The sequence below is a fragment of the Streptomyces sp. NPDC051561 genome (assembly GCF_044454195.1).
GTDB lineage: Bacteria > Actinomycetota > Actinomycetes > Streptomycetales > Streptomycetaceae > Streptomyces.
On sequence record NZ_JBITDM010000022.1, the window covers coordinates 42,865 to 66,288 of the forward strand.

Sequence of the window (23,424 nt, forward strand, 5' to 3'; positions counted from 1 at the left end):
TCCTGGTACGGCCCTCCGTTGGGCCCCGTACCGGAAAGGAAGTACGACCGTGCAGCACACCGTCGTGGAACGCGAGCTGGAGCTCAACCTCGTCCTGTCCCCCGAGCGAGCCATCCCCGTCCAGGCGCGCCTGGTGTACCGGACGAACGACCCGTACGCCGTGCACTTCACCTTCCACATCGGTTCGGACTACCCGGTCAACTGGACGTTCGCGCGCGAACTTCTGGTCGACGGGGTGTTCCGTCCGTGTGGGCACGGAGATGTCCGGATCTGGCCGACGAAGGTCGACGGGTGTTCGGTCGTGTGTGTGGCGCTGACCTCGCCCGAGGGTGACGCACTTCTGGAGGCCTCGTCGCCGGTCGTCTCCGCGTGGCTGGAGCGGACGCTGACCATGGTGCCGCCGGGCACCGAGAACGACCAGCTCGGCCTGGACGAGGCCCTGGCCGAGCTGTTGGCCACCTCGTCCGACTCCTCGGACGGGGACTGCTAATCGATCACATAGGTGTGGGTGAGGAATTCGAAGAAGTGGTTGTCCGGGTCGCGGAAGTAGAAGCCGCGGCCCTGGTGGTCGTGGTTGATCTGCTGGGGCTTGCTGCTGAACGGGTCTGCCCAGTAGGGGATTTCGCGTTCCTGGATGCGGCCGAGGATGGCGTCGAACTCCTCGTCGCCGACCAGGAAGGCCAGGTGCTGGGACACGATCGGGGCGTCGCCCTCCTCGCCGTAGTGCTCGCCCCGGGCGTCCGCGTAGTCGATGGAGACCCCGTTCTCCAGCGGGACGGTGGCGAACGGACCGAAGGGCTTGGGCTCCGGGGCGCCCATCAGTTCGGTCAGGAAGCGGGCGGACACCCAGCGGTCGCGGCTGTGGACGATGGTGTGGTCGAGTCGTGCGGGCACGATTCCTCCTCGTCGAGCGGTGCGAAATCGATCGGTGCGAAATCGATCGGTGCGTATCGATCAACCGACGTACCACTGAAGGTTATGGAGGAGGCCGGGCGCGCCGCATCGGACCTTCGACCCACTCCCCCGGCGTCCGAGGTCCTAGACCGCTGGGCCCACTCAGAAGAGCTTGCCGGGGTTGAGCAGACCGAGCGGGTCGAAGGCCGCCTTCACCGAGCGGTGCAACTCCACGCCCACCGGGCCGAGTTCGCGCGCAAGCCAGTCCTTCTTCAGCAGCCCGACGCCGTGTTCGCCGGTGATCGTGCCGCCGAGTTCCAGGCCGAGCGCCATGATCTCGTCGAAGGATTCGCGGGCGCGCCGGGACTCGTCCTGGTCGGCGGCGTCGAAGCAGACCACGGGGTGGGTGTTGCCGTCACCCGCGTGGGCGCAGACGCCGATGGTGAGGTCGTACTTCTCGGCGATGGCGGCGGTGCCGTCGATCATCGCGGCGAGCTGGGAGCGGGGGACGCAGACGTCGTCGATCATCGTGGCGGACTTGATGGTTTCGAGTGCGGTGAGCGACAAACGCCGTGCGTGCAGCAGCATTTCGGACTCGGCGAAGTTCTCCGCCGGTACGACCTGGGTGGCGCCGAAGGCGGTGCAGACCTCCCCCACGGCGGCCAGGTCGGCTGCGGGGTCCGGGCTGTCGAAGGCGGCCAGCAGGAGGGCCTCGGTGGTTTCCGGGAGGCCCATCTGAGCCATGGCGTTGACGGCTCGCAACGTGGTGCGGTCCATGAGTTCGAGCAGCGAGGGGGCGTGGCCGCGCTCCATGATCGCGCAGACGGCTTCGCAGGCAGCGGCGGCGGACGGGAACTCGGCGGCCATGGCGAGCTGCTCGGGCGGTGCGGGTTTGAGGGCGAGCACCGCGCGCACGACGATGCCGAGGCTGCCCTCGGAGCCGACGAAGAGCCGGGTGAGGTCGTATCCGGCGACGCCCTTGGCGGTACGCCGCCCGGTGGTGAGCAGCCGTCCGTCCGCCAGGACCACGTCCAGCCCGAGGACGTACTCCGCGGTCACCCCGTACTTGACGCAGCACAGTCCGCCGGACGCGGTGCCGATGTTGCCGCCGATGGTGCAGGTCTCCCAGCTGGACGGGTCCGGTGGATAGAAGAGGCCCTGCTCGGCGACGGCGCGGGAGAGGACGGCGTTGATCACACCGGGTTCGACGACGGCGATCCGGTCGACCGGGTTGATCTCCAGGATCCGGTCCATCTTCACCAGGGACAGGACGATGCAGCCCTCGGTGGCATTGGCCGCTCCGGACAGACCGGTGCGGGCGCCCTGCGGGACGACGGGGATCCGCAGCTCGGTGGCGGTGCGCATGATGTGCTGCACCTGCTCGACGGTGCGGGGCAGGACGACCGCGGCGGGTGCCCCTGCCGCGCAGAAGCCGGCCATGTCATGGGTGTAGGACGCCATCACATCGGGGTCGGTGAGCAGCGCCTCCTCGGGGAGCCCGGTGCGCAGGCGCGCGTGCAGGGCGCGCGCGGGATCCTGCGGGGGCAGGGGTTCACGCGGGGGTACGGGCGCGGAGCCGGACGGGGGGCCGGGCGGGGTCGCAAGATCGTCCATGGTGTCAGCCTGGCACTCGGGGCCATCGGTGTGAACCCGTCTGCGTTCCGGAACCCGGTTGGCGGGTGTGCTCGTCATACCGGCTCCTGTTGACGCACAGTGAGCGCCATGGACGCCATGGACTCCACCGAGCGGGACGCATTCGCTGAATCGGGGAAGCGGGGGGCACCCGCTGGGGCGCGCGGGGAGGGTGAGCGGGGTGCGCCTGCGGGGGCCGGGCCCGGTGCGGGCGAGGGGGCTACGGGGCACTCGGCGGGCGGGAGTGCGGCGGCTCCCATGCCGGAGGGGGTGGCCGTGATGGGTGAGGCCGCCGTGTCGGAGTGGTCCGCCGGGGGCGACGTACCTTTCGCACCTGGCGTCACGCCCGCATCACCTGCCGCGCCCGTGCTGTCCGCCGTACCCGCCGTGCCCGCCAGGAGGCCCTCCCCCCTGGTGCGCCGGGTGGCGGTGGCCTCCCTCGTGGTGGCGGTGATCGCGGCCGGGGGGATCGTACTGACGCGGTCGGAGCGCCCCGAGCGGCCTGCCGCGAAGCCGGTGGCCGGTGCTCCGGCGGCCGGTTCGCTGACGGTGCTGACCGCCCGGACGCGGACGAATCCGAGGGACGACGGGGCGTGGTCGGCGCTCGGCACCGCGCTGATCGAGAAGGGTGCGCGGGCGGCCGACGCCACCTTCTACCCCCGGGCGGAGGCGGCGCTCAAGCGGTCGCTGTCGCTGCGTACGGCGGACCGGGGCAACCTGGCCGCGATGCTGGGCATGGCTCAACTCGCCTATTCGCGCGGCGACTTCGGTGAGGCCCGGCGTTTCGGAGAGATGGCGCAGCTGCGGGCGCCGGGCCAGTGGGCGACGTACTCCCTGCTGATCGACGTATACGGGCGGCTGGGTGACCCCAAGGCGGCGGGCCGGGCGGCCGAGGAGCTGATGGAGAAGCGCGGTGGGGCGGCGGCGCTGGGCTGGACGGCGCAGACGTACCGGGACAAGGGGTGGCGCGAGGACGCGGCCGTCCTGCTGTCTCAGGCCGCGATGGAGGCGCAGGAGGCGCCGGAGAAGGCGGAGCAGTTGCGCCGTGCGGCCGAACTCGCCTGGGAGCGGGGCGACTTGAAGGAGTCGCTGGGCTTCTTCGACGCCTCGCTCGCCCTGGACCGCAAGCAGGGCGCGACGGTCGCGGGCCGGGCGCGGGTACTGGCGGCGATGGGACGTACGGCGCAGGCGGTGAAAGCGTACCGGGCGGCGCTGGCGCTCGCGCCGCGCCCCGAATACTCCCTGGAACTGGGCGAGTTGACGGAGGCGACAGGCGAGGAAGGGGATGGCGCGGCACAGTTCGGGGTGGTGCGCGCACAGGTGGAGCACGACCGGGAGCAGGGGGTGAGCGGAGCCCTGGTGCTGGGCAGGCTGGAGGCCGACCACGGGGACGCGGAGGCCGCCGTGGAGCTGCTGCGCGAGGAGTTCTCGCGGCACCCCGGGGCGGAGGTGGCGGACGCGCTGGGCTGGGCGCTGCACCGCACCGGGGACGACGAGGCCGCGCTGGAGTACGCGCGGCGAGCGGCGAAGGAGGGGGTGCGCAGCGCCCTGTTCCTCTACCACCGGGGCGAGATCGAGCGGGGAACCGGCGACTACGGGGCGGCACGGCGGCACTTGGCGGAGGCGCTGCGCGTCAACCCGGTCTTCTCGCCGCTGTGGGCGCCGCGCGCGCAGGCGTCCCTGGACCGGCTGGGCGAGCCGCCGGAGGGCGGGCCGCGCCATGTGTGGCCGTACCGTCCGAAGGTGCGCAAGTCCGAGTCGACGGGCGGTGGGTCGACGGGCGGTGGTTCGCGCGCGAGGTCCTCCGAGGTCAGGAAGTCGGAGCCCGCTCCCCGGAAGCGTCGCTGACCTGCGGTTCGACGGTGCTGGCGGCTGCGGCCGACTGCCGCTCACCCTGTGCGGGGAGGGCGCCGGCCTGCGGCTCGCCGGTCTTCGGGGGGTTCTGTCGTACGGGGTCGGGGGCCCGCCTCAGCACCAGGTGCAGGGCCAGTCCGGCGAGCAGCCCCCACAGGGCGGCACCGATGCCGAACGGGGCGATGCCCGAGGCGGTGACGACCAGGGTGAGGACGGCGGGTTCACGGGCGGTGGTGTCCGAGACGGCGGTGCGGAGCGCGGCGGCGAGGGTGGAGAACAGGGCGAGCCCGGCGACGGTCTCGATGAGCAGCGGTGGGGCTCCCGCGATGGCGGAGAGGGTCAGTCCGGTGGTGAGGCCGATGACGATGTAGCCGACACCTCCGGTGACGGAGGCGATCCAGCGGCGCCGGGGGTCGGGGTGCGCGTCGGGGCCGGCCGCGAGGGCGGTGGTGAGGGCGGCCAGGTTCACCGCGTGGGCGCCGAACGGGGCGCCCGCCATGGTGGCCAGCCCGGTGGTGGTGAGGGCCGGGCGCAGGGGCGCCTGGTATCCGTACGTCGCGAGCATGCTCATCCCCGCCACGTTCTGCGAGACCATCGTGACGATGTAGAGCGGGACCGCGATGCCGATGAGGGCGCCCACGGTGAAGGTGGGGGTGGCGAAGGTGAGGGTCGGCAGCAGCGGGAGGTCACCCTTGTCGCTGGGGTGCGCGAGCAGGATGACGGCCACGGTCACCGCGAGCGCCGCGGGCACCGCCCACCGCCGTGCCCACCGGAAGAGCACCGCCCAGACCACCACCACGGGCACCGCCTCCGCCGGGAACTTCACCACCGCGTGCACCGGGGCCAGACACAGTGGCAGCAGTACGCCGGCCAGCATGGCGGCGGCCAGGGGTGCGGGGATCGCCTGGAGCAGGCGTACCAGATGCGGGGAGAGCCCGGTCAGGAAGATCAGCGCACCGGCGACGAGGAAGGCGCCCAACGCGGCCCGGTAGTCCGGGTGCTGGGTACCCACCGCGGCAAGTAGCGCCGCGCCGGGAGTGGACCAGGCGACGCTCATCGGTATCCGGTAGCGCAGCCCGAGCCCGATGCCCACGACCCCCATCGACAGACAGAGCACGAACAGCCCGGACGCGGCCTGCGCCTCGTTCGCCCCGACGGCGCGCAGTCCCGCGAGGACGACGGCGAAGGAGCTGGCGCAGCCGACGACCGCGAGGACGATTCCGGCAAGGACGGGTTGTGCGGTGCGGCCCATGCGGTGGCCCCTCCTGTGCTGTTCCGTTTACGGAACGAGGATAGGCACCCCCGTTCCGTAAAGGGAACGGCGTTTCGGATACTGGACCCCATGAACGACCAGGACCCCACCACCGGCCGGCAACCCGAGGACGACCGAAGCCCCACGGCCGGCCGGAGCCACCCGGCCGACCGGAGCCCCGCACCCGGTCGGCACACCGCCGGACCCGCTCCCCACTCGGCGGCCTTCACCGCCGGCATCGGTCACCGCATCCGCGAGCTGCGCACCGAGCGCGGTCTGAGCCTGTCCGAGCTGGCCCTGCGCGCGAGCATCGGCAAGGCCACCCTGTCCGGCCTGGAGGCGGGCACCCGCAACCCCACGCTGGAGACCTTGTACGCGGTGTCCGCCCAACTCGGCGTACCGCTGGCCTCGTTGCTCTCCGGCGGCCCGCGCGAGCCGATGCACGGCGACTCGGTGACGGGCGAACTCCTTGAGGTCTTCGCGGACGGCACGGCCACCACCGAGCTCTACCGCCTGCGCATCCGCCCCGGCCGCGTCCAGACCTCCCCCGCCCACCCGCCGGGGACGACGGAGTATCTGACGGTGTACGAGGGGGTGGCCCGGGTGGGCCCGAAGGACGCGCCGTTCACCGTCGCCGCCGGGACCCATGTGTCATGGGTGGCGGATGTGCCGCACGTGTACGCAGCGGAGGGCGACAGGGACGTGGTGGCGTCGCTGGTCATCCGGTACTGAGAGCCGGTGTCCGAACCCAGGTCTCCGAGGAAACACCGCGGCCCCACGGGGCAGGTTCCGTGGGGCCGCGGGGTCCGTCACGCCACCGGCAGGGGAAGTTGCCGGCGGCCGGGCAGCCGTTAGAGGTTGCCCCGCTTCTCCTGCTCGCGCTCGATCGCCTCGAAGAGCGCCTTGAAGTTGCCCTTGCCGAAGCCCATGGAGCCGTGGCGCTCGATCATCTCGAAGAAGACGGTCGGGCGGTCCTGGACCGGCTTGGTGAAGATCTGCAGCAGGTAGCCGTCCTCGTCCCGGTCGACCAGGATCTTCTCGGCGCGCAGCGTCTCGACGGGGACACGGGTCTCGCCCGCCCACTCGCCGAGGGTGTCGTAGTACGAGTCGGGGGTGTCGAGGAACTGGACACCGGCGGCGCGCATGGCGCGTACCGAGGCGACGATGTCGTTGGTGGCGAGCGCGATGTGCTGGACGCCCGCGCCGCCGTAGAACTCCAGGTACTCGTCGATCTGCGACTTCTTCTTCGCGATCGCCGGCTCGTTGATCGGGAACTTCACCTTGAGAGTGCCGTCCGCGACGACCTTCGACATGAGCGCGGAGTACTCGGTGGCGATGTCGTCGCCCACGAACTCCTTCATGTTGGTGAAGCCCATGACCTTGTTGTAGAAGGCCACCCACTCATTCATCCTGCCGAGCTCGACATTGCCGACGCAGTGGTCGATGGCCTGGAAGATGCGCTTGGCCGGGGGCTCGACGATCGGCTTGGCGGCGACGAAACCGGGCAGGTAGGGGCCCTCGTAACCCTTGCGCTCGACCAGGGTGTGGCGGGTCTTGCCGTACGTCGCGATGGCGGCCAGCACCACGGTGCCGTGCTCGTCCTTGAGCTCGTGCGGCTCGGTGAGGCCGGTGGCGCCGTGCGCGGTGGCGTACTCGTACGCCGCGCGGGCGTCCGGGACCTCGATGGCGAGGTCGACGACACCGTCGCCGTGCTCGGCGACATGCGCTTCGAGGAAGCGGCCGTGGTCGGTGGTGGCGCGGATGACGGAGGTGAAGACGAAGCGGGCGGCGCCGGTCTCCAGGACGTAACTCGCGCTCTCGCGGCTGCCGTTCTCCGGTCCGGAGTAGGCGACCAGCTTCATGCCGAAGGCGGTCGAGTAGTAGTGCGCGGCCTGCTTGGCGTTGCCGACGGCGAAGACGACCGCGTCCATCCCCTTGACCGGGAAGGGATCGGCCTCACGCGCGGTGGAGGGGGTGACGTGCTCAGTGGTCTCAGTCATGGGTGGAGCGTCGCCCCACATCGCAAGGTGCGCAATAGTTCGCGTAAAAGCTGGTCAATCTGCCCAGTGCAGGGGGAGGATTGGCGGGCTATCTGTACAGGATGCCTAGCTCTTGGGAGTGCCCATGACCGTGGACGAGCTGGACGGACGGCTGATCGTGCTGCTGGCCCGTGAGCCCCGGATCGGGGTGCTGGAGGCTTCTCGACGGCTCGGAGTGGCGCGCGGGACCGTGCAGGCGCGGATGGACCGGCTTCAGTCGAATGGCTCCATCCGGGGGTTCGGGCCCGATGTGGACCCGGCGGCGCTCGGATATCCGGTGACGGCATTCGCGACGCTGGAGATCAAACAGGGTCAGGGCGCGGACGTACGGGCGCATCTGACCGGTGTTCCGGAGGTGCTGGAGCTGCACACGACGACCGGGCACGGGGACATGCTGTGCCGTCTGGTCGCACGGTCCAACGCCGATCTCCAACGTGTGATCGACCGGGTTGTGGGCTTTGATGGCATCGTCCGGGCCTCCACGGCGATCGTCATGGAGAACCCCGTTCCGCTGCGGATCATCCCGCTGGTGGAGCAGGCGTCCGGGCTGACCTGACGCACGTCCTACGTCGAGGGAGCCGCCCGTGAATTTCTGGGAGTACCTCGGCAACCGGCACCAGCAGCTCCTCGCCGACGCCTTCCAGCACGCCAGCGCCGTCTTCCAGTGCATGGTGGTGGCGACGCTGATCGGCGTACTGATCGGCATTCTCACGTACCGCAGCGAATGGGCGGGAAACCTGGCGACCACGGCCGCTTCCGGGATCCTGACCATCCCCTCACTGGCGATGATCGGTCTGCTGATTCCGGTGGTGGGGCTCGGTGTGGCGCCGACGGTGATCGCCCTCGTCCTGTACGGGCTGCTGCCGATCGTACGGAACTCCATCGTCGGACTCCGGGGCGTCGACCCCACCCTGGTGGACGCGGCACGCGGCATCGGAATGTCCCGAACCACCCGGCTGCTCAAGGTGGAACTGCCGTTGGCCTGGCCGCCGATCCTGACCGGGATCCGGGTGGCCACCCAGATGCTGATGGGCATCGCCGCCATCGCCGCCTACGCCTCGGGGCCCGGCCTGGGCAATGAGATCTTCCGCGGGATCTCCTCGCTGGGCAGCAGGAACGCGCTGAACCAGGTGCTGGCGGGAACGCTGGGCATCGTGGTGCTCGCGCTGATCTTCGACGCCGTGTACGTCCTGGTGGGGCGTCTGACCATCCCTAGGGGGATTCGTGCCTGAGCCCGTTGCCGCTGCCGCGTCCGGTGGTGCTGTTGCGCCCGGTGGCGGTGTTGCGTCCGGTGCCGCGATCCGGCTGGAGAACCTCACCAAGCAGTACCCGGGCAACCCGTACCCCTCGGTGGACAACGTCTCCATGGAGATCAGGGCCGGGGAGACCGTGGTCTTCGTCGGCCCGTCCGGCGGCGGCAAGACGACCCTGCTGAAGATGATCAACCGGCTGATCGAGCCGACCTCGGGGCGGATCCGGATCGACGGCGAGGACGTCACCGAGATGGACCCGGTGAAGCTGCGCCGCAGCGTGGGGTACGCGATCCAGTCGTCCGGCCTCTTCCCTCATATGACGGTCGCTCAGAACATCGCGCTGGTACCGAAGATGGTCGGCTGGAGCAAGTCGCGGGTGTCCTCACGGGTCGAGGAGATGCTCGATCTGGTGGGCCTGGACCCGGGCGAGTTCCGGGGGCGCTACCCGCGCCAGCTGTCCGGCGGCCAGCAGCAACGGGTGGGCGTGGCTAGGGCGTTGGCCGCCGATCCGCCCGTACTCCTGATGGACGAACCGTTCGGCGCGGTGGACCCGATCACCCGGGACCACCTCCAGGACGAGCTGATCCGCCTCCAGCACGAGCTGCACAAGACGATCGTGTTCGTCACCCATGACTTCGACGAGGCGATCAAGCTCGGGGACCGCATCGCGGTGCTCCGGGACCGCTCGCACATCGCCCAGTTCGACACCCCGGAGGCGATCCTCACCAACCGGCGGACGACTTCGTCTCCGGGTTCGTGGGGGCGGGCGCGGCCCTGAAGCGGCTGAACCTGGCGCGGGTGCGGGATGTGGAGATCGCGGACTTCCCCACGGTGACGGTGGAGGACCCGCTCCAGGAGATCTTCGACACGCTGCGGGACGCCCGGGTGGGCGAACTGCTGCTGCTGGACCGGCACCGGCGGCCCTACAAGTGGCTGCGGCGGGGCGACCTGAGCCGGGCCAAGGGCTCCCTGGACCGGGCGGGCACGCTGGTCCACGACACCGTGACCAGGGACGCGACGCTCCGGGACGCGCTGGAGGCGGTACTGACGGACAGCGGGGGGCGGGTGGCGGTGACCGGGCGGCGCGGGGAGTTCGCCGGGGTCGTCGACATGGGGACGCTGATGAACTCCGTACAGGAAATGCTGGAGGCGGACCGGGTGGAGGCGGCTTCGCATCTGGGTCAGGTGGGGGGTACGGGGGCTTCGGAGGCTTCGGGGGCTTCGGGGGCGGGCTCGGAGGGGGCGGGGGCTGAGGGGCCGGGGGCTGAGGGGCCGGGGGCTGAGGGGCTGGGAGCTTCGCTGGTTGGGCCGACGGATTCGGGGGCGACGGAGGCCGGGCCCGGTGGGCGGGCGGCCGGGTCGGAGGAGGGGTCGTGAGCCCTGGTGGCGGTCCGGGGTTCGAGTCGCGGCGGCCCGAGGGGGAGCACGAGGTCAAGGGTGCGGTGTTCCGGGACGACGCACGGGCACCGGAGGCGGACGCTCCGCCGTTGGGCGCGGGCGAAGGCCCCGGCGTACCGGGCGGTCGGCTGCCACGGCGGCTCACCTGGCAGCGGGTGGTCCTGCTGCCCGCCGCACTGGCGCTGGTACTGCTGGCGACCTGGCTGTGGTTCGAGTCCGCCGAACTGGACTCCATCGCGCAGAACGCACTGGCCGACGGCAATGTCTGGCTCCGCTTCAAGCAGCACGTCGAACTGACCCTGATCTCCACCTTCTTCGTGCTCCTCATCGCCATCCCGCTGGGCATCCTGCTCACCCGGCCCGCCCTGCGCCGGGCCGCCCCGGTGGCCACCACGCTCGCCAACATCGGGCAGGCCACTCCCGCGATCGGACTGCTGGCCCTGCTGGTGATCTGGCTCGGCATCGGCATGCGCGCCGCCCTCATCGGGATGGTCATCTACGCCGTGCTGCCGGTCCTCTCCAACACCGTGGCCGGACTGCGGGCCAACGACCCGACCCTCCTGGAGGCGGCCCGCGGGATCGGCATGTCCAGGGCGGGCGTACTGACGAAGGTGGAACTCCCGCTGGCCGTACCGCTGATCCTGGCGGGCGTCCGGACGGCGCTCGTGCTGAACGTGGGCACGGCGACGCTGGCCGCGTTCGGGGGCGGCGGCGGGCTGGGTGACCTGATCACCACCGGCATCACCACCCAGCGGATGCCGGTGCTGGTGCTGGGGTCGGTGCTGACGGTGGCGCTGGCGCTGTTCGTGGACTGGCTGGCGTCGCTGGTGGAAGTGCTGTTGCGGCCACGGGGACTGGAGGTCGGGGCATGAGGGGCTTTCGGGGTTCGCGGGGTTACCGGGGCGCGAGAGGCTTCCGGGGTACGAGGGGGCCCGCGACCGTGGCCGCGCTGATCGCCCTCTCGGGGTGCGGGCTGACCAGTGGCAGCCCGATGGTGGACGACGTGAGGCCGGGCAGCGTGGGGGCGGGGCTGCCGCTGAAGGACGCCGAACTGACCGTCACTTCCAAGGAGTTCACCGAACAGCTCGTGCTCGGCCAGATCCTGGGGCTCGTCTTCGAGGCGGCGGGCGCGGACGTCCTCGACCGGACCGGGATCCAGGGGTCGATCGGGGCGCGGGAGGCCGTCAAGGGCGGCGACGCGGACGCCATGTACGAGTACACCGGCACCGCCTGGATCACGTACCTCGGTCACGACAAGCCGATCACCGACCCGGCGAAGCAGTGGGAGGCGGTGAAGGCAGCCGACGTGTCCAACGGCATCAGCTGGCTGCCCCCGGCCACCCTCAACAACACCTACGCCCTGGCCATGAACCAGGCCAACCAGAAGAAGTACGGGACCAGGACCCTCTCCGACGTGGCCGCCCTGTCCCGGAAGGACCCGTCGGCGGTGACGCTGTGCGTGGGCTCGGAGTTCGCGTCGCGCGACGACGGGGTGCCGGGCATGGAGAAGGCGTACGGCATGAAGATCCCGCCCGCGAACATCGCCAAGATGGACAGCGGAATCATCTATACCCAGGTCGCCGCGGGCACGGCCTGCACCTACGGCGAGGTCTTCACCACCGACGGCCGGATCAAGGCGATGGATCTGGTGGTGATGGAGGACGACAAGCACTTCTTCCCCAACTACAACGCGGCCCCCGAGATCAACTCCGCGACCCTGGAGAAGTACCCGGCCATCGCCGGCCTGCTGGCCCCGGTCACGGCCGAGCTCAGCAATGAGGTGGCACAGGAACTGAACGCCCAGGTGGATGTGGACGGGGATGATCCGCATGCGGTGGCGAAGGAGTGGCTGGTCAGGAAGGGGTTCATCAAGGAGGGCTAGGGGGTGGGGAGTTGGGCGGTGGGGCAGCCTGGACCGGCGCTCCGGCTTGCCAACAACCCCTTGCAAAGAAGTAGTTGCAAAAATCCCTTGCAACGATCTCTTTGCAACTCTACGGTAGGGGCATGCCAGAACGCGATGCTCCGCAGAGCCAGGGGACGCCGGTCCCGCCGGCCGCTCCGGAGGCGCCGGCCCCCGCCGCCGCCCCCGAGCAGAAGATCCACATGCTCGATGCCCGGTCCCTGCGCGGACTGGCACACCCGCTGCGTATGAGCCTGCTGCGCGCACTGCGGGACTACGGCCCCGCGACCGCCTCCCAACTGGCCGACCGACTGGGCGAGTCGAGCGGCGCGACCAGCTACCACCTGCGCCAACTGGCGACGTACGGCTTCGTGGAGGACGCCCCGGAGCACGGCAAGGGACGGGAACGCTGGTGGCGGGCCGCCCACGACGGCACGTACACCGACGGCTCACTGGCCGACAACCCCGACCCCGCCGTGCGCGGGGCCGTCGACCTCCTCGTCCACGAGATCGCCAACTCCCACACCCGCGAACTCGCCACCTGGCTGGGCACCTCCCGCGACTGGCCCGACGAGTGGCGGCTGAACACCCAGCTGAGCGACTACACCGTGCGTCTGACTCCTCAGCAGGCCGCCGAACTCGGCCACCGCATGACCGCGTTGATCGAGAGCTACCGACTACCGGGCGACGAAGGCGTGGAGGGTTCGGCTAAGTACCGCGTCCACGTGCACGGCTTCCCCATCACCAAGGACTGACCCCGGATCACCAAGGACTGACCCCAGCCTCACCACCGCCGAAATCCGGCTCCCCACCGAGGACCGACGCCCTCCGGAGGTGGACCGACTCCGGCTTCACCACCGTCCGGGCACAGGCGCGCCCCCTGCCGGCCACCCCTCCCCCAGGCACGTCCCCACTCTTCGGGCACGGCCCTCCCTGGCATGCCCGCACACGACGCCCACCCCTGCGCTGCTCCACCCCAGCCACCCCCCAGCGCCACTCCACCCCAGCCCCCCCCCAGCGCCACCCCCAGGTACGCAAACACCGAGAGGAAGCATCGCCATGCACATGCACCCCGAGACCTTCCGTCACGTGCACGCCGCCCGCTCCGCCGAACTCCAGCGCCAGGCCGCTGCCCACGACCGGGCCCGCGCCCTGACTCGCCAGGACGCTTCCCACCGCACCGCCCACCGCCCCTACCGGGCCCTGCGCACCCAACTCGGCTGGAAGCTGGTTGAGTTGGGCCTCCGCCTCGTCCGCACCGCCGGTTCCGGCACCGGCTCCGGCGAACACCGATTCCGTACGGCCGGTGCCCGGTGAACGAGCGCACCTCACCCCGCGCGGCCGCTGCCCCGGCCGCCCCGTACGACCGGCGCCCGCTCGCCGCCGTACTGTCCGCCCACACCATTTCCACCATCGGCAACTCGCTCACCCTGATCGGGGTGCCGATCTTCGTACTGTCGACGACCGGCAGCGCCGGGCGGGCCGGGGTCGTCGCGTTCTGCGCGACACTGCCGGTGGCGGTGTCCGCACTGGTGGGCGGGCCGCTGATCGACCGGTTCGGCCGCCGTCGTACCAGCATCGTCACCGACCTGATCTGCGCCGCCTCGGTCGCCACCATCCCGTTGCTGCACTACGCGGGGCTGCTGGAATTCTGGATGCTGTGCGCCCTGATGGCGGTCGGCGGACTGGTCGCCACCCCCGGCATGACCGCCCGGTCGGTCCTGATCCCCGACCTCGCCGAACGCGCCGGGACCACCCTGGCGCGGGCGGCGAGCCTCACCGAGGCGGTGTCCAGCGGCGCCCGGATGGCGGGCGCCGCGCTCGCCGGGGTGCTGGCCGGACTGTTCGGCGCCGAGGCCGTACTGCTGCTCGACGCGGCCTCCTTCCTGCTCTCGGCGTCGCTGATCGCCGTCGGAGTGCGCGGGGTCCGCGCGGCCGAACCGATGAAGTCCACGGCCCCGGCGTCCTTCGCCGCGTACCGGCGCGACCTGCGCGAGGGCTACCGCTACGTCGCGGGCGGCGGACTCCTGCTCGCCGTCGTCCTGATGATCACCTTCACCAACGGACTGAACCAGTCCTGGAGCGCGGTCCTGCTCCCCGTGCACGCCGACGACAACCTGGGTGGAGCCACCCAACTCGGCATACTGAGCGCCTTGTTCGGCGGCTCGGCACTGCTCGGCGCGCTGCTGTACGGGGCGTTCGGCCACCACTTCTCGCGCTGGGCCGTCCTCACGGGGGCGTTCGTCATCGGCGAGGTACCGCGCTTCGTGGTCGCCGCATTCACCGACAGCACGCTGCCGCTGGCCGTCACCCTGGTGGCGGGCGGTCTCGCGATCGGCACCCTCAATCCGATCCTCACCACGGTCATCTTCGAACGCGTACCGCTCGAACTCCGCAGCCGCGTCTCGGGCATCCTCGCCGCGGGCTGCCAGATGACCATCCCGCTCGGCGGCCTCACCGCGGGCATCCTGGTCGAAGGAGCGGGCCTGCGCACCGCCCTGCTGATCGTCGGCGGCCTCTACTTCCTGGCCACCCTGAGCCCGCTGGTCTTCCCGGTCTGGCGGTCCATGGACACCCCGGGCCCGGTCCACGCCAGCGCCCCGGCCCCGGCCCCGGCCCCGGCCGACGCTCACCCACTCGTGGCCGCCGCGCCCCTCAGCAGCTCGGAACCTTCTCTCCCCCGCCCTTCTTCCCCAGCTCCTTGAGGGAGGACACGGCGTCGGTCACGGTACTGACCGGCACCAGCCTCATCCCCTGCGGCAGCCCGGTCTTCGCCTGGTCGCACTCCGCCTTCGGCACCAGGAACACCGTCGCCCCGTCCGCCCGGGCCCCCTTGATCTTCAGGGGTACGCCGCCGACCGGGCCCACCTTGCCGTCCGCGTCGATCGTCCCCGTACCGGCGATGTCGAGCCCACCGGTCAGATCGCCGCCCGCACCGTCGCCGTCGATCTTGTCGATGATGCCGAGGGTGAAGAGGAACCCGGCGCTGGGGCCGCCGACGTCGGCAAGGTTGAGGTCGACCTTGGCCCCCTTGCCCTGGGGGCCGAGGTAGCCCAGGGCCGCGGTGACGGCGGCGTTCTGCGACTTGAGCATCTCCGCCTTGTTGTACTCGGAGACCTCCTTGTCGTCGTCGCCGGTCGGATAGACCACGTCGTGCGGCATGACCGCCCGGTCGTCCCGGAACCAGGCGTCCGCCAGCTCGCCCACCCGGTGATCGACGGACGGCCCCGTCGCCACGATGGTCGTCATCCGCAACTGCCCCGAGGTCGGCCTGGTCGCCACCCCGGTGATGCTGATGACCGGCCGGCCCTCCTTGTCCTTGCCCAGTACATCGGTCGCCGATCCTGGCTGGGCCACCGCGAACGGCAACGGCGCCAAGGCCGCCGTCCCGAGCAGGGCCACGACAGGCAGGGCACAGACAGCGATACGGCCGTTACGGGAGAGCCGCGAGAGAAGAGGGAGCACGCCCCCAATCTAACGGCCCACTCCGACCCCCCGGCCAACCCGCCCCGCCCGGCTCCACTCCCGGCACAGCCTCGGTCCTGCCCCCCGCCCGCAGCTCACCGCAGCGCGTCGGCGACCTCTCGCGCCGCGTCGACCACGCGCTGCCCCACCCGCTCCGGAACCGAGTCGGACAGCATCACGACCCCCACGCTGCCCTCCACCCCGGTCACCCCGATCAGCGGTGCGGCGGCCCCACTCGCCCCGGCCTCCAGTTCACCGTGGGTGAGGGTGTACGCGGGCTCGGTCAGTACGCTCTGCCGCGCGGCCAGGATCGCCCGGCCCGCGGCACCCCGGTCGAGCGGGTGGCGGAACCCTGCCCGATAGGCCACGTGGTAGTCCGTCCAGGTCGGCTCGACCACGGCGACGGCGAGGGCCTCCGCCCCGTCCACCAGCGTGAGGTGGGCCGTCGCCCCTATGTCCTCGGCGAGGGACCTGAGCGCGGGCAGCGCCGCCTCCCGTACGAGCGGGTGGACCTGCCGTCCCAGCCGCAGCACCCCCAGCCCGACCCTGGCGCGCCCGCCCAGGTCACGACGTACGAGAGCGTGCTGTTCCAGCGTGGCGAGCAGCCGGTAGACCACCGTCCTGTTGACGCCGAGCTTGTTGGACAGCTCGGTGACGGTGAGGCCGTGGTCGGTATCGGCGAGCAGCTTGAGGACGCGTAGTCCTCTGTCGAGCGTCTGGGAAGTCTCCGCGGTCACGACGCCCACTCCTCCGTGGTGAGATGCGGACGGTCCTCCTGCGCATCGTGCACATCACCGGTCCGTCGGCGACGCGCGCAGAGGCCGCCGGCAGGTCCTGGCACCGGCTGCGCTCCGAGGCGACGCTGCCACGGGGCGTATGCGTTGCCGGAAAGGTAGCGATCCACTCCGCTCAGCGGAAGACCTCGTCCAGAATCCGGGCGCAGGAAGGGAGTTGATCCCTCCATTCACCGCGACGGCCCTTTGCGGGACCAAAGTCACGACGGGGCAGGACTTTTGGACATATACCTGGTCAAAGCAGCGCAATACTCTGACAGGCATACCGAGGGCCGACCGTGGGGGCCGACCTTCGGATGTGATCCCGTCCTCCAAGGACGGGCAGGGCGGGACCCGGAACGCACAGATCCGGATCCCGCCCTCAGTCGTCCCCGCCCAGGACCACCAGTTCTTCCCACACCAGCCGCGCCTCAACCACCCCTGCCAGTAAGGCAGTTCAGCGATCCCGCGCCGAGCGGCCTCGACCTCCGCACCGGGCCCCGTGCCCCCGGCTCACCCTCTGGCCCCTGTCGCCGGCTCCCACCCCTGGCTCCTTTCGGCGGCTCCCGCCCCGGGCCACGCTCCCGCCCCGGGTCCCCCACTCACCGCATCCGGGTGGCCCACTCCTGAACCTTCTTGATCCGGTCCTTGAGCTGCCCGGCGGTCGCCTCCGCGCTCGGCGGACCACCGCAGACCCGGCGCAATTCGGTATGGATGACACCGTGCGGCTTTCCGCTCTGATGCACGTACGCCCCGACCATCGTGTTCAGCGACTTCCGCAGCTCAAGCAGCTGCTTGTGCGTGACGACCGGCCTGGCGTCGGCGGCCTTCTCCAGCAGGTCGGCCTCGGCGGCCGGCTTCTGCCTGCTGTGCGCGATCTGCCGGGTCTGCCGCTTCTGCAGGAGCAACTGCACCTGGTCGGGCTCCAGCAGCCCCGGGATGCCCAGGTAGTCCTGCTCCTCCTCGCTGCCCGGGTGCGCCTGCATCCCGAACTCGGCCCCGTCGTAGAGCACCCGGTCGAAGACCGCGTCGGACTCCAGCGCCTCGAACGGCAGCTGCTCCTCGGTCTCCTCGTCCTCCAGCCGCTCGGCGTCGGCCAGCAGCTTGTCCTCCTCCGAGAAGGGGTTCTCGTCCTCGCTCCCCTTCTTGGGCTTGTCGAGGACGTGGTCCCGCTCGACCTCCATCTCGTTCGCGAAGTCGAGCAGCATCGGGATCGTCGGCACGAACACCGAAGCCGTCTCGCCCCGCCTGCGGGACCGCACGAAACGCCCGACGGCCTGCGCGAAGAACAGCGGTGTCGAAATGGTCGTCGCATACACACCGACCGCGAGGCGCGGCACGTCGACACCCTCCGACACCATGCGCACCGCCACCATCCACCGCGAGCCGTCCTCGCTGAACTGGTCGATCCGCTTCGACGCCGCCTTCTCGTCGGAGAGCACCACGGTGACCTTGTCCCCGGTGATCCGCTTCAGGATCTTGGCGTACTCCCGGGCGGAGTCCTGGTCGGTCGCGATGACCAGCCCACCCGCGTCGGGGATGCCCTTCCTGACCTCGGTCAGCCGCTTGTCGGCCGCCGCCAGCACATTGGGGATCCACTCCCCCGTCGGCGCCAGCGCGGTACGCCAAGCCTGCCCGATGGCGTCCTTGGTCATCGGCTCACCGAGCCGGGCCGCGATCTCGTCGCCCGCCTTCGTCCGCCACCGCATGTTGCCGCTGTAGCTGAGGAAGATCACGGGCCGCACGACACCGTCGGCGAGCGCGTTCCCGTAGCCGTACGTGTAGTCGGCCGACGACCGCCGGATCCCGTCGTTCCCCTCCTCGTACGCCACGAAGGGGATGGGGTTGGTGTCGGACCGGAAGGGTGTACCGGTGAGCGCGAGGCGCCTGGTCGCCGGGTCGAACGCCTCCTGGCAGGCCTCGCCCCAGGACTTCGAGTCACCGGCGTGGTGGATCTCGTCGAGGATGACCAGGGTCTTGCGCTGCTCGCACCGGTTGCGGTGCAGCATCGGCCGGACACCCACACCGGCGTACGTCACGGCGACGCCGTGATACTCCTTGCTGAGCGGCCCCGCGCTGTACTCCGGGTCGAGCTTGATCCCTATCCGGGCAGCGGCCTCCGCCCACTGCTTCTTCAGATGCTCGGTCGGCGCGACCACGGTGATCTGCTGCACCACGTGGTGGTGCAGCAGCCACGAGGCGAGCGTCAGCGCGAAGGTGGTCTTCCCGGCTCCGGGCGTCGCGACAGCCATGAAGTCGCGGGGCTGGTCCTGGATGTACTTCTCCAGCGCCCCTTGCTGCCAGGCTCGCAGCTTGCTGGCGGTACCCCACGGGGCACGGCCGGGAAAGGCGGGTGAGAGGTGGTGCGAAGCGGTGGTAGTCACGGTCTCCGGTCGCAGCGTCGGGTACGTGGCGGGTTGCCCACGGAGTGCGACTTCGCCCCGTACGACAACCGGGCCACCTTACCGGCGCGCCACCGGCAACACGTGTCGTACAACGCCCCGCAACGGGGAGGCGCCTCTCACACTGAGGATTCCCGCAGGTCGGACAGGGTGCCGAACCTGCCATCCGGCCCCTCGACCACCCCACACCGGCCGCCCGTTCGACGGAAACCCGCTCCAGCGACCTCCCGCAGAGCCACCGCACGTGCGGTACGCCCCGCCTCCCCCGCTAGGTGTCCCGCGTCCGCAGCCGCGTGGCCACCCACGCCCCCACCAGTGCCACTCCCGACATCGGCAGGAACACCGCGGCGAATGCCGTCGGGTGGGAGCTGCCGGCCGCGCCCGCGACCGCCGAGTGGGCCGCGACCGAACCTCCTCCGAGCGCGGCGAAGACCGCTCCGCCGATCGCGAGGAGCATGACATTGGAAAGGCCGTCGGAAATCTGCAGGGCCGCCGAGTTGGTGCCCGCCTCCTCGGGGGCCGACAGCTGCAGCAGCAGGACGCTGGTCGAGGCGATGACCATGCCCATTCCGAAGCAGCCGAAGCCCCACGCGACCCCCACGATCCACACCGGCACGGCCGGTATCAGGACGGTCGGGACGACCGCGATGGCCACCGCGACCAGCACCATGCCGACCGAGACGAGCCGCTCCCGGTACGGCTCCATACGGGGCCGCGACTGCATGTAGGAGCCGAACGCCCAGGTTCCGCCGCCGACCGCCAGCGACAGACCCGCCATCGTCGGCGACAGTCCCCGCTCGGTGACCAGCATCAGCGGCACGAACGACTCCGCCGCGATGAACGACCCGGCCGCGATACCGCGCAGCAGCACCACCGACGGCAGCCCCCGCGCCGCCCTGTAGGTGCCCTTGGGCAGCAGCCCGAGCACCGCGGGCACCAGCAGCGCCACCCCCAGCGCGGCGGGCAGCAACGACAGCCACCGCAGGTCCTGACCCGCGTACTGAAGGAGTCCGGCTCCCAGCGAGATCCCCAGCGCCAGCCGGATCTGCTTCCGGTCGAAGGGTGGCACCGGGGCGTCCGGGTCCGCGGGCCCGGCGGCCATCCGCCGGATCGCGGGGAGCGCGAGTGCCAACGGGAAGACCACCAGCGCCGGGATGCCGATGAACACCCAACGCCAGCCGAGGCTCTCCGTGATCGCTCCGGAGGCGAGCGGACCGACCACCGACGGAACCACCCAGCTCGCGGCGAACGCCGCCAGGATCGCCGGCCGCAGCCGCTCCGGATAGGCCCGGCTGATCACCACGTACAGGGCGACGATCACCAGTCCGCCGCCGAGCCCCTGGACGGCCCGCCCCAGGATGAACAGCAGCATGGTGCCCGCCGTGCCCGACAGCAGCAGCCCCGCGGCGAAGGCCACGATCCCCGTGGTCAGCGGTGCGAGAGGGCCCCGCCGGTCGGCCCACTGACCGGACAGCACCATCGCGAAGAGGCTGGTGGTGAAGTACGCCGAGAACGCGAAGGCGTAGAGCGGGATGCCGTGCAGCTCCCGTGCGGCGACCGGCATCGCCGTACCGACGGCCGTGGCCTCGAAGGCGATCAGCAGCACGACGGAGACGATGCCGATGCTCAGCGCCCGGTGGGTCTTCCCGAGCACTCCCTCCGAGGCAGTCCCGGAGCCGGAGGGACCCGCCGAGTCCGAGGTGGCCCGGATGCCCTCGGGGTTCGAATCGCTCGTCGCGGGACCGGAGCCCGCGGGCGGTGGCGGAGGTCCGGGTATGTCGGTCGGTGCGACATCGGCGTCGCGGGGCCCCAGGGCGGTCATACGCCCAGGGTAAGGGCCAAAAACCGGCTGGGCCCCTGTCTCCCGACGGGTCCCCGCTCCGCCCTTGGTCGTACGACCGGTGCATGAGGAAACCGGTGTCCCCGACAGGACTGGGCAGGCGTAGCACCATGCCCTTCTACCGCTCGTACGACGACACCACCCTCTCCTACCAGGTGCTGGGCCCTTCCAGCTCGCCCCTTGTCTGTCTGGCGGGCGGCCCAGGCCGGGACGCCGCCTACCTCGGCGACCTGGGTGGGCTCGACCGCGTGTACCGCCTGCTGGTCCCCGACTCCCGGGGCACGGGCCACTCACCGCCCGCCGACGACCCCGACCGCTACGCCTTCCCCGCACTCGCCCAGGACCTCGAAGCGCTGCGCACCCGTCTCGGCCTGGAGCGCTTCTCCCTGCTCGCCCACGGCGCCGCGGCCGCCACCGCGCAGTGCTACGCCGCCTCTCACCCCGGGCGCCTGAGCCACCTGGTCCTCGTCTGCCCGGAGGGGCGTGTCCAGGCCGCGCGGGGTGAGCTCCCCGACGACGCGCGGGAGATCTTCGACTCCCGCAGTGGCGAGCCGTGGTGGGCGGAGGCCTCGGCCGCCGTACAACGCCTCGCCACAACCTCCGATCCCGGCGAGATCCGTGCCCTGCTGGCGCAGGCGGCACCGATGGCCTACGCCCGGTGGGACGCACCGCAGCGCGCCCATGCGGCGGCGGCGCCCACCCAGGACAACCCCGTCCCCCGCGCCGGTTTCCCTCAGGGAGTGGATGACTCCGCCCGGCTGGCCATCCTCAAGGGCCTGCGAGAGGTGCCCTGCCCGGCACTCGTGGTGACGGGCGAGCTGGACACGATCACAGGTGTACGCGTGGGGGAACTGGTCGCCGCATCCTTCCCCCGTGGTGAGTGGAGGCAGCTCTCCGGGGTGGGCCACTACCCGTGGGTGGACGACCCCGAGCTGTTCCGGGCGGCGGTGACCTCGTTCCTCGGAGCACTGTGAAGGCACGCTGTGAAGGCACGCTGTGCAACGCACCGCGAAAGCACTCTGTGAACGGGACATGGCAGTCACATTGCAGCGCCATCGGAACCCTTGAGTGGGTCCCCGATTCCGTTCTACCGTTCTGGAGTTACCAAGGAACAATCAAGCGCACGGCCGTGTGCCCGAGTGGCTCAGGGGCTCGCCTGCAAAGCGAGTTACGTCGGTTCGATTCCGATCACGGCCTCTTCTCGGTCCTGCTCGATTCCCGCCTCCTTCCACTCTGGGGCAATGTCTGAATCGATGTAAGAAATCGACGTAAAAGAAGACTAGACCCCACCACTGACAATCGGTCACGGACGGGCCAATTCCCCAGCTCAGACGGGCAGTACGCACACCGGTACCGGTGCCGCGAACGCCTCGCCCGCCGGGGTGAGCCGCCCTGTTCTCCGATCCACCCGGAAGGTCGTGACCGACCCCGACTTCTGGTTGGCGGCGAAAAGCAGCGTGCCGGCCGGGTCGAGCACGATGTGCCGCGGATACGCGCCGCCCGCCGCCGTCACCGACAGCAGCCGCAGGTTGGCCCCGCCCCGCCCGACGGCGAAACGCACGATGCTGTTGTGCCCCCGGTTGGACACGTACACAAAGCGGCCATCCGCGGAAACAACCACTCCGGCCGGGTAGTTGCGCTCGCTGAGATCCGCGCCCGCAGGCAGCGTGGCCTGCGGAGTTCCCGGTTCCAGCGTGCCGGTACGCGGGTCGTAGCCACACACCACCAGCGTGTTGTCGAGTTCGTTGACCAGGTACGCGTACCGACCCGAGGGATGGAAGGCCAGGTGCCGCGGCCCCGCGCCGGGCCGGGTCGCCATCCTCCCGCTCTCCCGGAGTCGCCCCTTCCGCTCGTCCAGCCGGTAGGTGTGCACGGAGTCGGTGCCGAGATCGACGGCCAGGACGTGCCTCCCGGCCGGATCCGTGATCACCATGTGCGCGTGCGGCGCCTCCTGACGCTCCGGATCCGGACCCGAACCCGTGTGCCGCACCACCTCGGTGGCCTCGCCCAGCGCGCCGTCCCGGCCGATGGGGTGCACGGCCAGGCTGCCGCCCGTGTAGTTGGCGCTCAACAGGAACCTTCCGCCGGGGTGCACGGAGACATGACACGGATCGGCACCACCCGTGGCCCGGCTGCCCAGCACCTCCGGGGGCCGACCGTCGCTCACCCGGACCGCTGTCACCGTCCCCTTGGCCTGTTCATTGACCGCGTAGAGCGTCCGACGGTCGGGGGACAGGGTGAGGTACGAGGGGTTGGCGACCCCGGTGAGCACACCGGAGGAGGTGAGTCCGCCCTGGCCGGGCCGATAGGAGGCAAGGCCGATTCCCTTACCCCCGCCGGGATTTGTGGTGTACGTGCCGAGATAGGCGCGGCGCAGTCCATCCGCAGCAAGCCGGGCCGGGGTGGCGGGCGCTGCGTGGGCCGCGCTGTCCGGCAGGATCAGACCTGCGGCTCCGGCACTGACGAGAGCACCGAATCCCCTTCTGCTCAGGGACTTTTCAGTGGGATTCCCTTGCACCCCAGGGGTCTCGGATGCCTCACGCGTTTCGCTCATCAAGTCCCTCACGCCTCTTGAGTCCCACCCGCCAGTCGTGTTGCGCCCTGCATGGTGGCCTGGACCACCATGCAGGGGCAAGAGGGCACGGCGGGAAGGGGCAGCGGGACCGTGAAGAGCCTCGATTGTCAGACCCGGCTGTCACACTCCATTCCACTCGCGAATTAG

20 protein-coding genes, 1 tRNA gene and 1 pseudogene are annotated in these 23,424 nt (G+C 70.8%); 13 read left to right on the forward strand and 9 right to left on the reverse strand.

The window, feature by feature from the left end; all coding sequences use genetic code 11:
• Positions 1–49: 49 nt before the first annotated feature.
• The gene (locus ACIA73_RS33610; protein ID WP_399442691.1) at positions 50–490 is read left to right on the forward strand and encodes an SsgA family sporulation/cell division regulator; all 441 of its coding nucleotides are present in this window, start codon (positions 50–52) and stop codon (positions 488–490) included.
• Here ACIA73_RS33610 and ACIA73_RS33615 read toward each other — a convergent pair.
• Together ACIA73_RS33615 and ACIA73_RS33620 are read right to left on the reverse strand one after the other, a co-directional pair.
• On the reverse strand, positions 487–894 hold the full coding sequence (locus ACIA73_RS33615) for a VOC family protein (protein ID WP_399442692.1): 408 nt from the start codon (positions 892–894) through the stop codon (positions 487–489). The genes ACIA73_RS33610 and ACIA73_RS33615 overlap by 4 nt on opposite strands.
• 162 nt (positions 895–1,056) lie before the next feature.
• Complete coding sequence (locus tag ACIA73_RS33620; RefSeq protein ID WP_399442693.1) at positions 1,057–2,508, reverse strand: FAD-binding oxidoreductase; 1,452 nt, start codon at positions 2,506–2,508, stop codon at positions 1,057–1,059.
• A gap of 108 nt (positions 2,509–2,616) precedes the next feature.
• Here ACIA73_RS33620 and ACIA73_RS33625 point away from each other — a divergent pair, with 108 nt between their 5' ends.
• Positions 2,617–4,374 (forward strand): tetratricopeptide repeat protein, encoded by a 1,758-nt coding sequence (locus ACIA73_RS33625; protein ID WP_399442694.1) that lies wholly within the window; start codon positions 2,617–2,619, stop codon positions 4,372–4,374.
• Here ACIA73_RS33625 and ACIA73_RS33630 read toward each other — a convergent pair.
• Complete coding sequence (locus ACIA73_RS33630) at positions 4,337–5,632, reverse strand: benzoate/H(+) symporter BenE family transporter (RefSeq protein WP_399442695.1); 1,296 nt, start codon at positions 5,630–5,632, stop codon at positions 4,337–4,339. The genes ACIA73_RS33625 and ACIA73_RS33630 overlap by 38 nt on opposite strands.
• A gap of 90 nt (positions 5,633–5,722) precedes the next feature.
• Here ACIA73_RS33630 and ACIA73_RS33635 point away from each other — a divergent pair, with 90 nt between their 5' ends.
• Entirely contained in the window at positions 5,723–6,364 is a 642-nt protein-coding gene (locus ACIA73_RS33635) for a helix-turn-helix domain-containing protein (protein ID WP_399442696.1), read from the forward strand.
• 119 nt (positions 6,365–6,483) lie between these two features.
• Here ACIA73_RS33635 and hppD read toward each other — a convergent pair whose 3' ends face one another.
• Positions 6,484–7,632: a 4-hydroxyphenylpyruvate dioxygenase gene (gene hppD / locus ACIA73_RS33640; protein ID WP_399442697.1), complete on the reverse strand. Its 1,149-nt coding sequence runs from the start codon at positions 7,630–7,632 to the stop codon at positions 6,484–6,486.
• 124 nt (positions 7,633–7,756) lie between these two features.
• Between hppD and ACIA73_RS33645 the strand changes: the two genes are divergently transcribed.
• From ACIA73_RS33645 to ACIA73_RS33680, 8 genes and pseudogenes are all read left to right on the forward strand, one after another.
• A complete protein-coding gene (locus ACIA73_RS33645) occupies positions 7,757–8,227 on the forward strand; it encodes an Lrp/AsnC family transcriptional regulator (protein ID WP_399442698.1) in 471 nt (156 codons plus the stop codon).
• Between the two features lie 28 nt (positions 8,228–8,255).
• Complete coding sequence (locus tag ACIA73_RS33650) at positions 8,256–8,903, forward strand: ABC transporter permease (protein WP_399442699.1); 648 nt, start codon at positions 8,256–8,258, stop codon at positions 8,901–8,903.
• Positions 8,896–10,301, forward strand: a pseudogene (locus ACIA73_RS33655) (betaine/proline/choline family ABC transporter ATP-binding protein). Before ACIA73_RS33650 ends, ACIA73_RS33655 begins: the two are co-directional and overlap by 8 nt.
• Positions 10,298–11,194 carry an ABC transporter permease gene (locus tag ACIA73_RS33660; protein ID WP_399442700.1) on the forward strand — a complete coding sequence of 299 codons (897 nt, stop codon included), beginning with the start codon at positions 10,298–10,300 and terminating at the stop codon, positions 11,192–11,194. Before ACIA73_RS33655 ends, ACIA73_RS33660 begins: the two are co-directional and overlap by 4 nt.
• Before the next feature lie 119 nt (positions 11,195–11,313).
• Positions 11,314–12,204, forward strand: coding sequence for a glycine betaine ABC transporter substrate-binding protein (locus ACIA73_RS33665; RefSeq protein WP_399442768.1), 891 nt, complete (start codon positions 11,314–11,316; stop codon positions 12,202–12,204).
• A gap of 122 nt (positions 12,205–12,326) precedes the next feature.
• Entirely contained in the window at positions 12,327–12,977 is a 651-nt protein-coding gene (locus tag ACIA73_RS33670; RefSeq protein WP_399442701.1) for an ArsR/SmtB family transcription factor, read from the forward strand.
• A gap of 304 nt (positions 12,978–13,281) precedes the next feature.
• Positions 13,282–13,539: a hypothetical protein gene (locus ACIA73_RS33675; RefSeq protein ID WP_399442702.1), complete on the forward strand. Its 258-nt coding sequence runs from the start codon at positions 13,282–13,284 to the stop codon at positions 13,537–13,539.
• Positions 13,536–14,927 carry an MFS transporter gene (locus ACIA73_RS33680; protein WP_399442703.1) on the forward strand — a complete coding sequence of 464 codons (1,392 nt, stop codon included), beginning with the start codon at positions 13,536–13,538 and terminating at the stop codon, positions 14,925–14,927. The genes ACIA73_RS33675 and ACIA73_RS33680 overlap by 4 nt, the downstream gene beginning before the upstream one ends.
• Here ACIA73_RS33680 and ACIA73_RS33685 read toward each other — a convergent pair.
• The 4 genes from ACIA73_RS33685 to ACIA73_RS33700 form a co-directional block, all read right to left on the reverse strand.
• Entirely contained in the window at positions 14,878–15,687 is an 810-nt protein-coding gene (locus ACIA73_RS33685; protein ID WP_399442704.1) for a hypothetical protein, read from the reverse strand. The genes ACIA73_RS33680 and ACIA73_RS33685 overlap by 50 nt on opposite strands.
• 95 nt (positions 15,688–15,782) lie before the next feature.
• Positions 15,783–16,424: an IclR family transcriptional regulator gene (locus ACIA73_RS33690; RefSeq protein ID WP_399442705.1), complete on the reverse strand. Its 642-nt coding sequence runs from the start codon at positions 16,422–16,424 to the stop codon at positions 15,783–15,785.
• Positions 16,425–17,062: 638 nt separating this feature from the next.
• Positions 17,063–18,844, reverse strand: a complete 1,782-nt coding sequence (locus tag ACIA73_RS33695; protein WP_399442706.1) for a DEAD/DEAH box helicase — start codon at positions 18,842–18,844, stop codon at positions 17,063–17,065.
• Positions 18,845–19,130: 286 nt separating this feature from the next.
• A complete protein-coding gene (locus ACIA73_RS33700; protein WP_399442707.1) occupies positions 19,131–20,684 on the reverse strand; it encodes an MFS transporter in 1,554 nt (517 codons plus the stop codon).
• 128 nt (positions 20,685–20,812) lie between these two features.
• On the opposite strand from ACIA73_RS33700, the gene ACIA73_RS33705 reads away from it, so the two are divergent.
• The gene (locus ACIA73_RS33705) at positions 20,813–21,676 is read left to right on the forward strand and encodes an alpha/beta fold hydrolase (RefSeq protein WP_399442708.1); all 864 of its coding nucleotides are present in this window, start codon (positions 20,813–20,815) and stop codon (positions 21,674–21,676) included.
• A gap of 151 nt (positions 21,677–21,827) precedes the next feature.
• A tRNA-Cys gene (locus ACIA73_RS33710) sits at positions 21,828–21,899 on the forward strand.
• Between the two features lie 130 nt (positions 21,900–22,029).
• Here the strand turns inward: ACIA73_RS33710 and ACIA73_RS33715 are convergent.
• Entirely contained in the window at positions 22,030–23,256 is a 1,227-nt protein-coding gene (locus tag ACIA73_RS33715; RefSeq protein WP_399442709.1) for a lactonase family protein, read from the reverse strand.
• Positions 23,257–23,424: the final 168 nt, after the last annotated feature.

Bases quoted from the DNA above. Each gene is read 5' to 3' on its own strand.
- ACIA73_RS33620 (WP_399442693.1), bottom strand. From the start codon at position 2,508: ATGGACGATCTTGCGACCCCGCCCGGCCCCCCGTCCGGCTCCGCGCCC.
- ACIA73_RS33625 (WP_399442694.1), top strand. From the start codon at position 2,617: ATGGACGCCATGGACTCCACCGAGCGGGACGCATTCGCTGAATCGGGG.
- ACIA73_RS33630 (WP_399442695.1), bottom strand. From the start codon at position 5,632: ATGGGCCGCACCGCACAACCCGTCCTTGCCGGAATCGTCCTCGCGGTC.
- ACIA73_RS33635 (WP_399442696.1), top strand. From the start codon at position 5,723: ATGAACGACCAGGACCCCACCACCGGCCGGCAACCCGAGGACGACCGA.
- hppD (WP_399442697.1), bottom strand. From the start codon at position 7,632: ATGACTGAGACCACTGAGCACGTCACCCCCTCCACCGCGCGTGAGGCC.
- ACIA73_RS33645 (WP_399442698.1), top strand. From the start codon at position 7,757: ATGACCGTGGACGAGCTGGACGGACGGCTGATCGTGCTGCTGGCCCGT.
- ACIA73_RS33665 (WP_399442768.1), top strand. From the start codon at position 11,314: ATGGTGGACGACGTGAGGCCGGGCAGCGTGGGGGCGGGGCTGCCGCTG.
- ACIA73_RS33670 (WP_399442701.1), top strand. From the start codon at position 12,327: ATGCCAGAACGCGATGCTCCGCAGAGCCAGGGGACGCCGGTCCCGCCG.
- ACIA73_RS33675 (WP_399442702.1), top strand. From the start codon at position 13,282: ATGCACATGCACCCCGAGACCTTCCGTCACGTGCACGCCGCCCGCTCC.
- ACIA73_RS33700 (WP_399442707.1), bottom strand. From the start codon at position 20,684: ATGACCGCCCTGGGGCCCCGCGACGCCGATGTCGCACCGACCGACATA.
- ACIA73_RS33705 (WP_399442708.1), top strand. From the start codon at position 20,813: ATGCCCTTCTACCGCTCGTACGACGACACCACCCTCTCCTACCAGGTG.
- ACIA73_RS33715 (WP_399442709.1), bottom strand. From the start codon at position 23,256: ATGAGCGAAACGCGTGAGGCATCCGAGACCCCTGGGGTGCAAGGGAAT.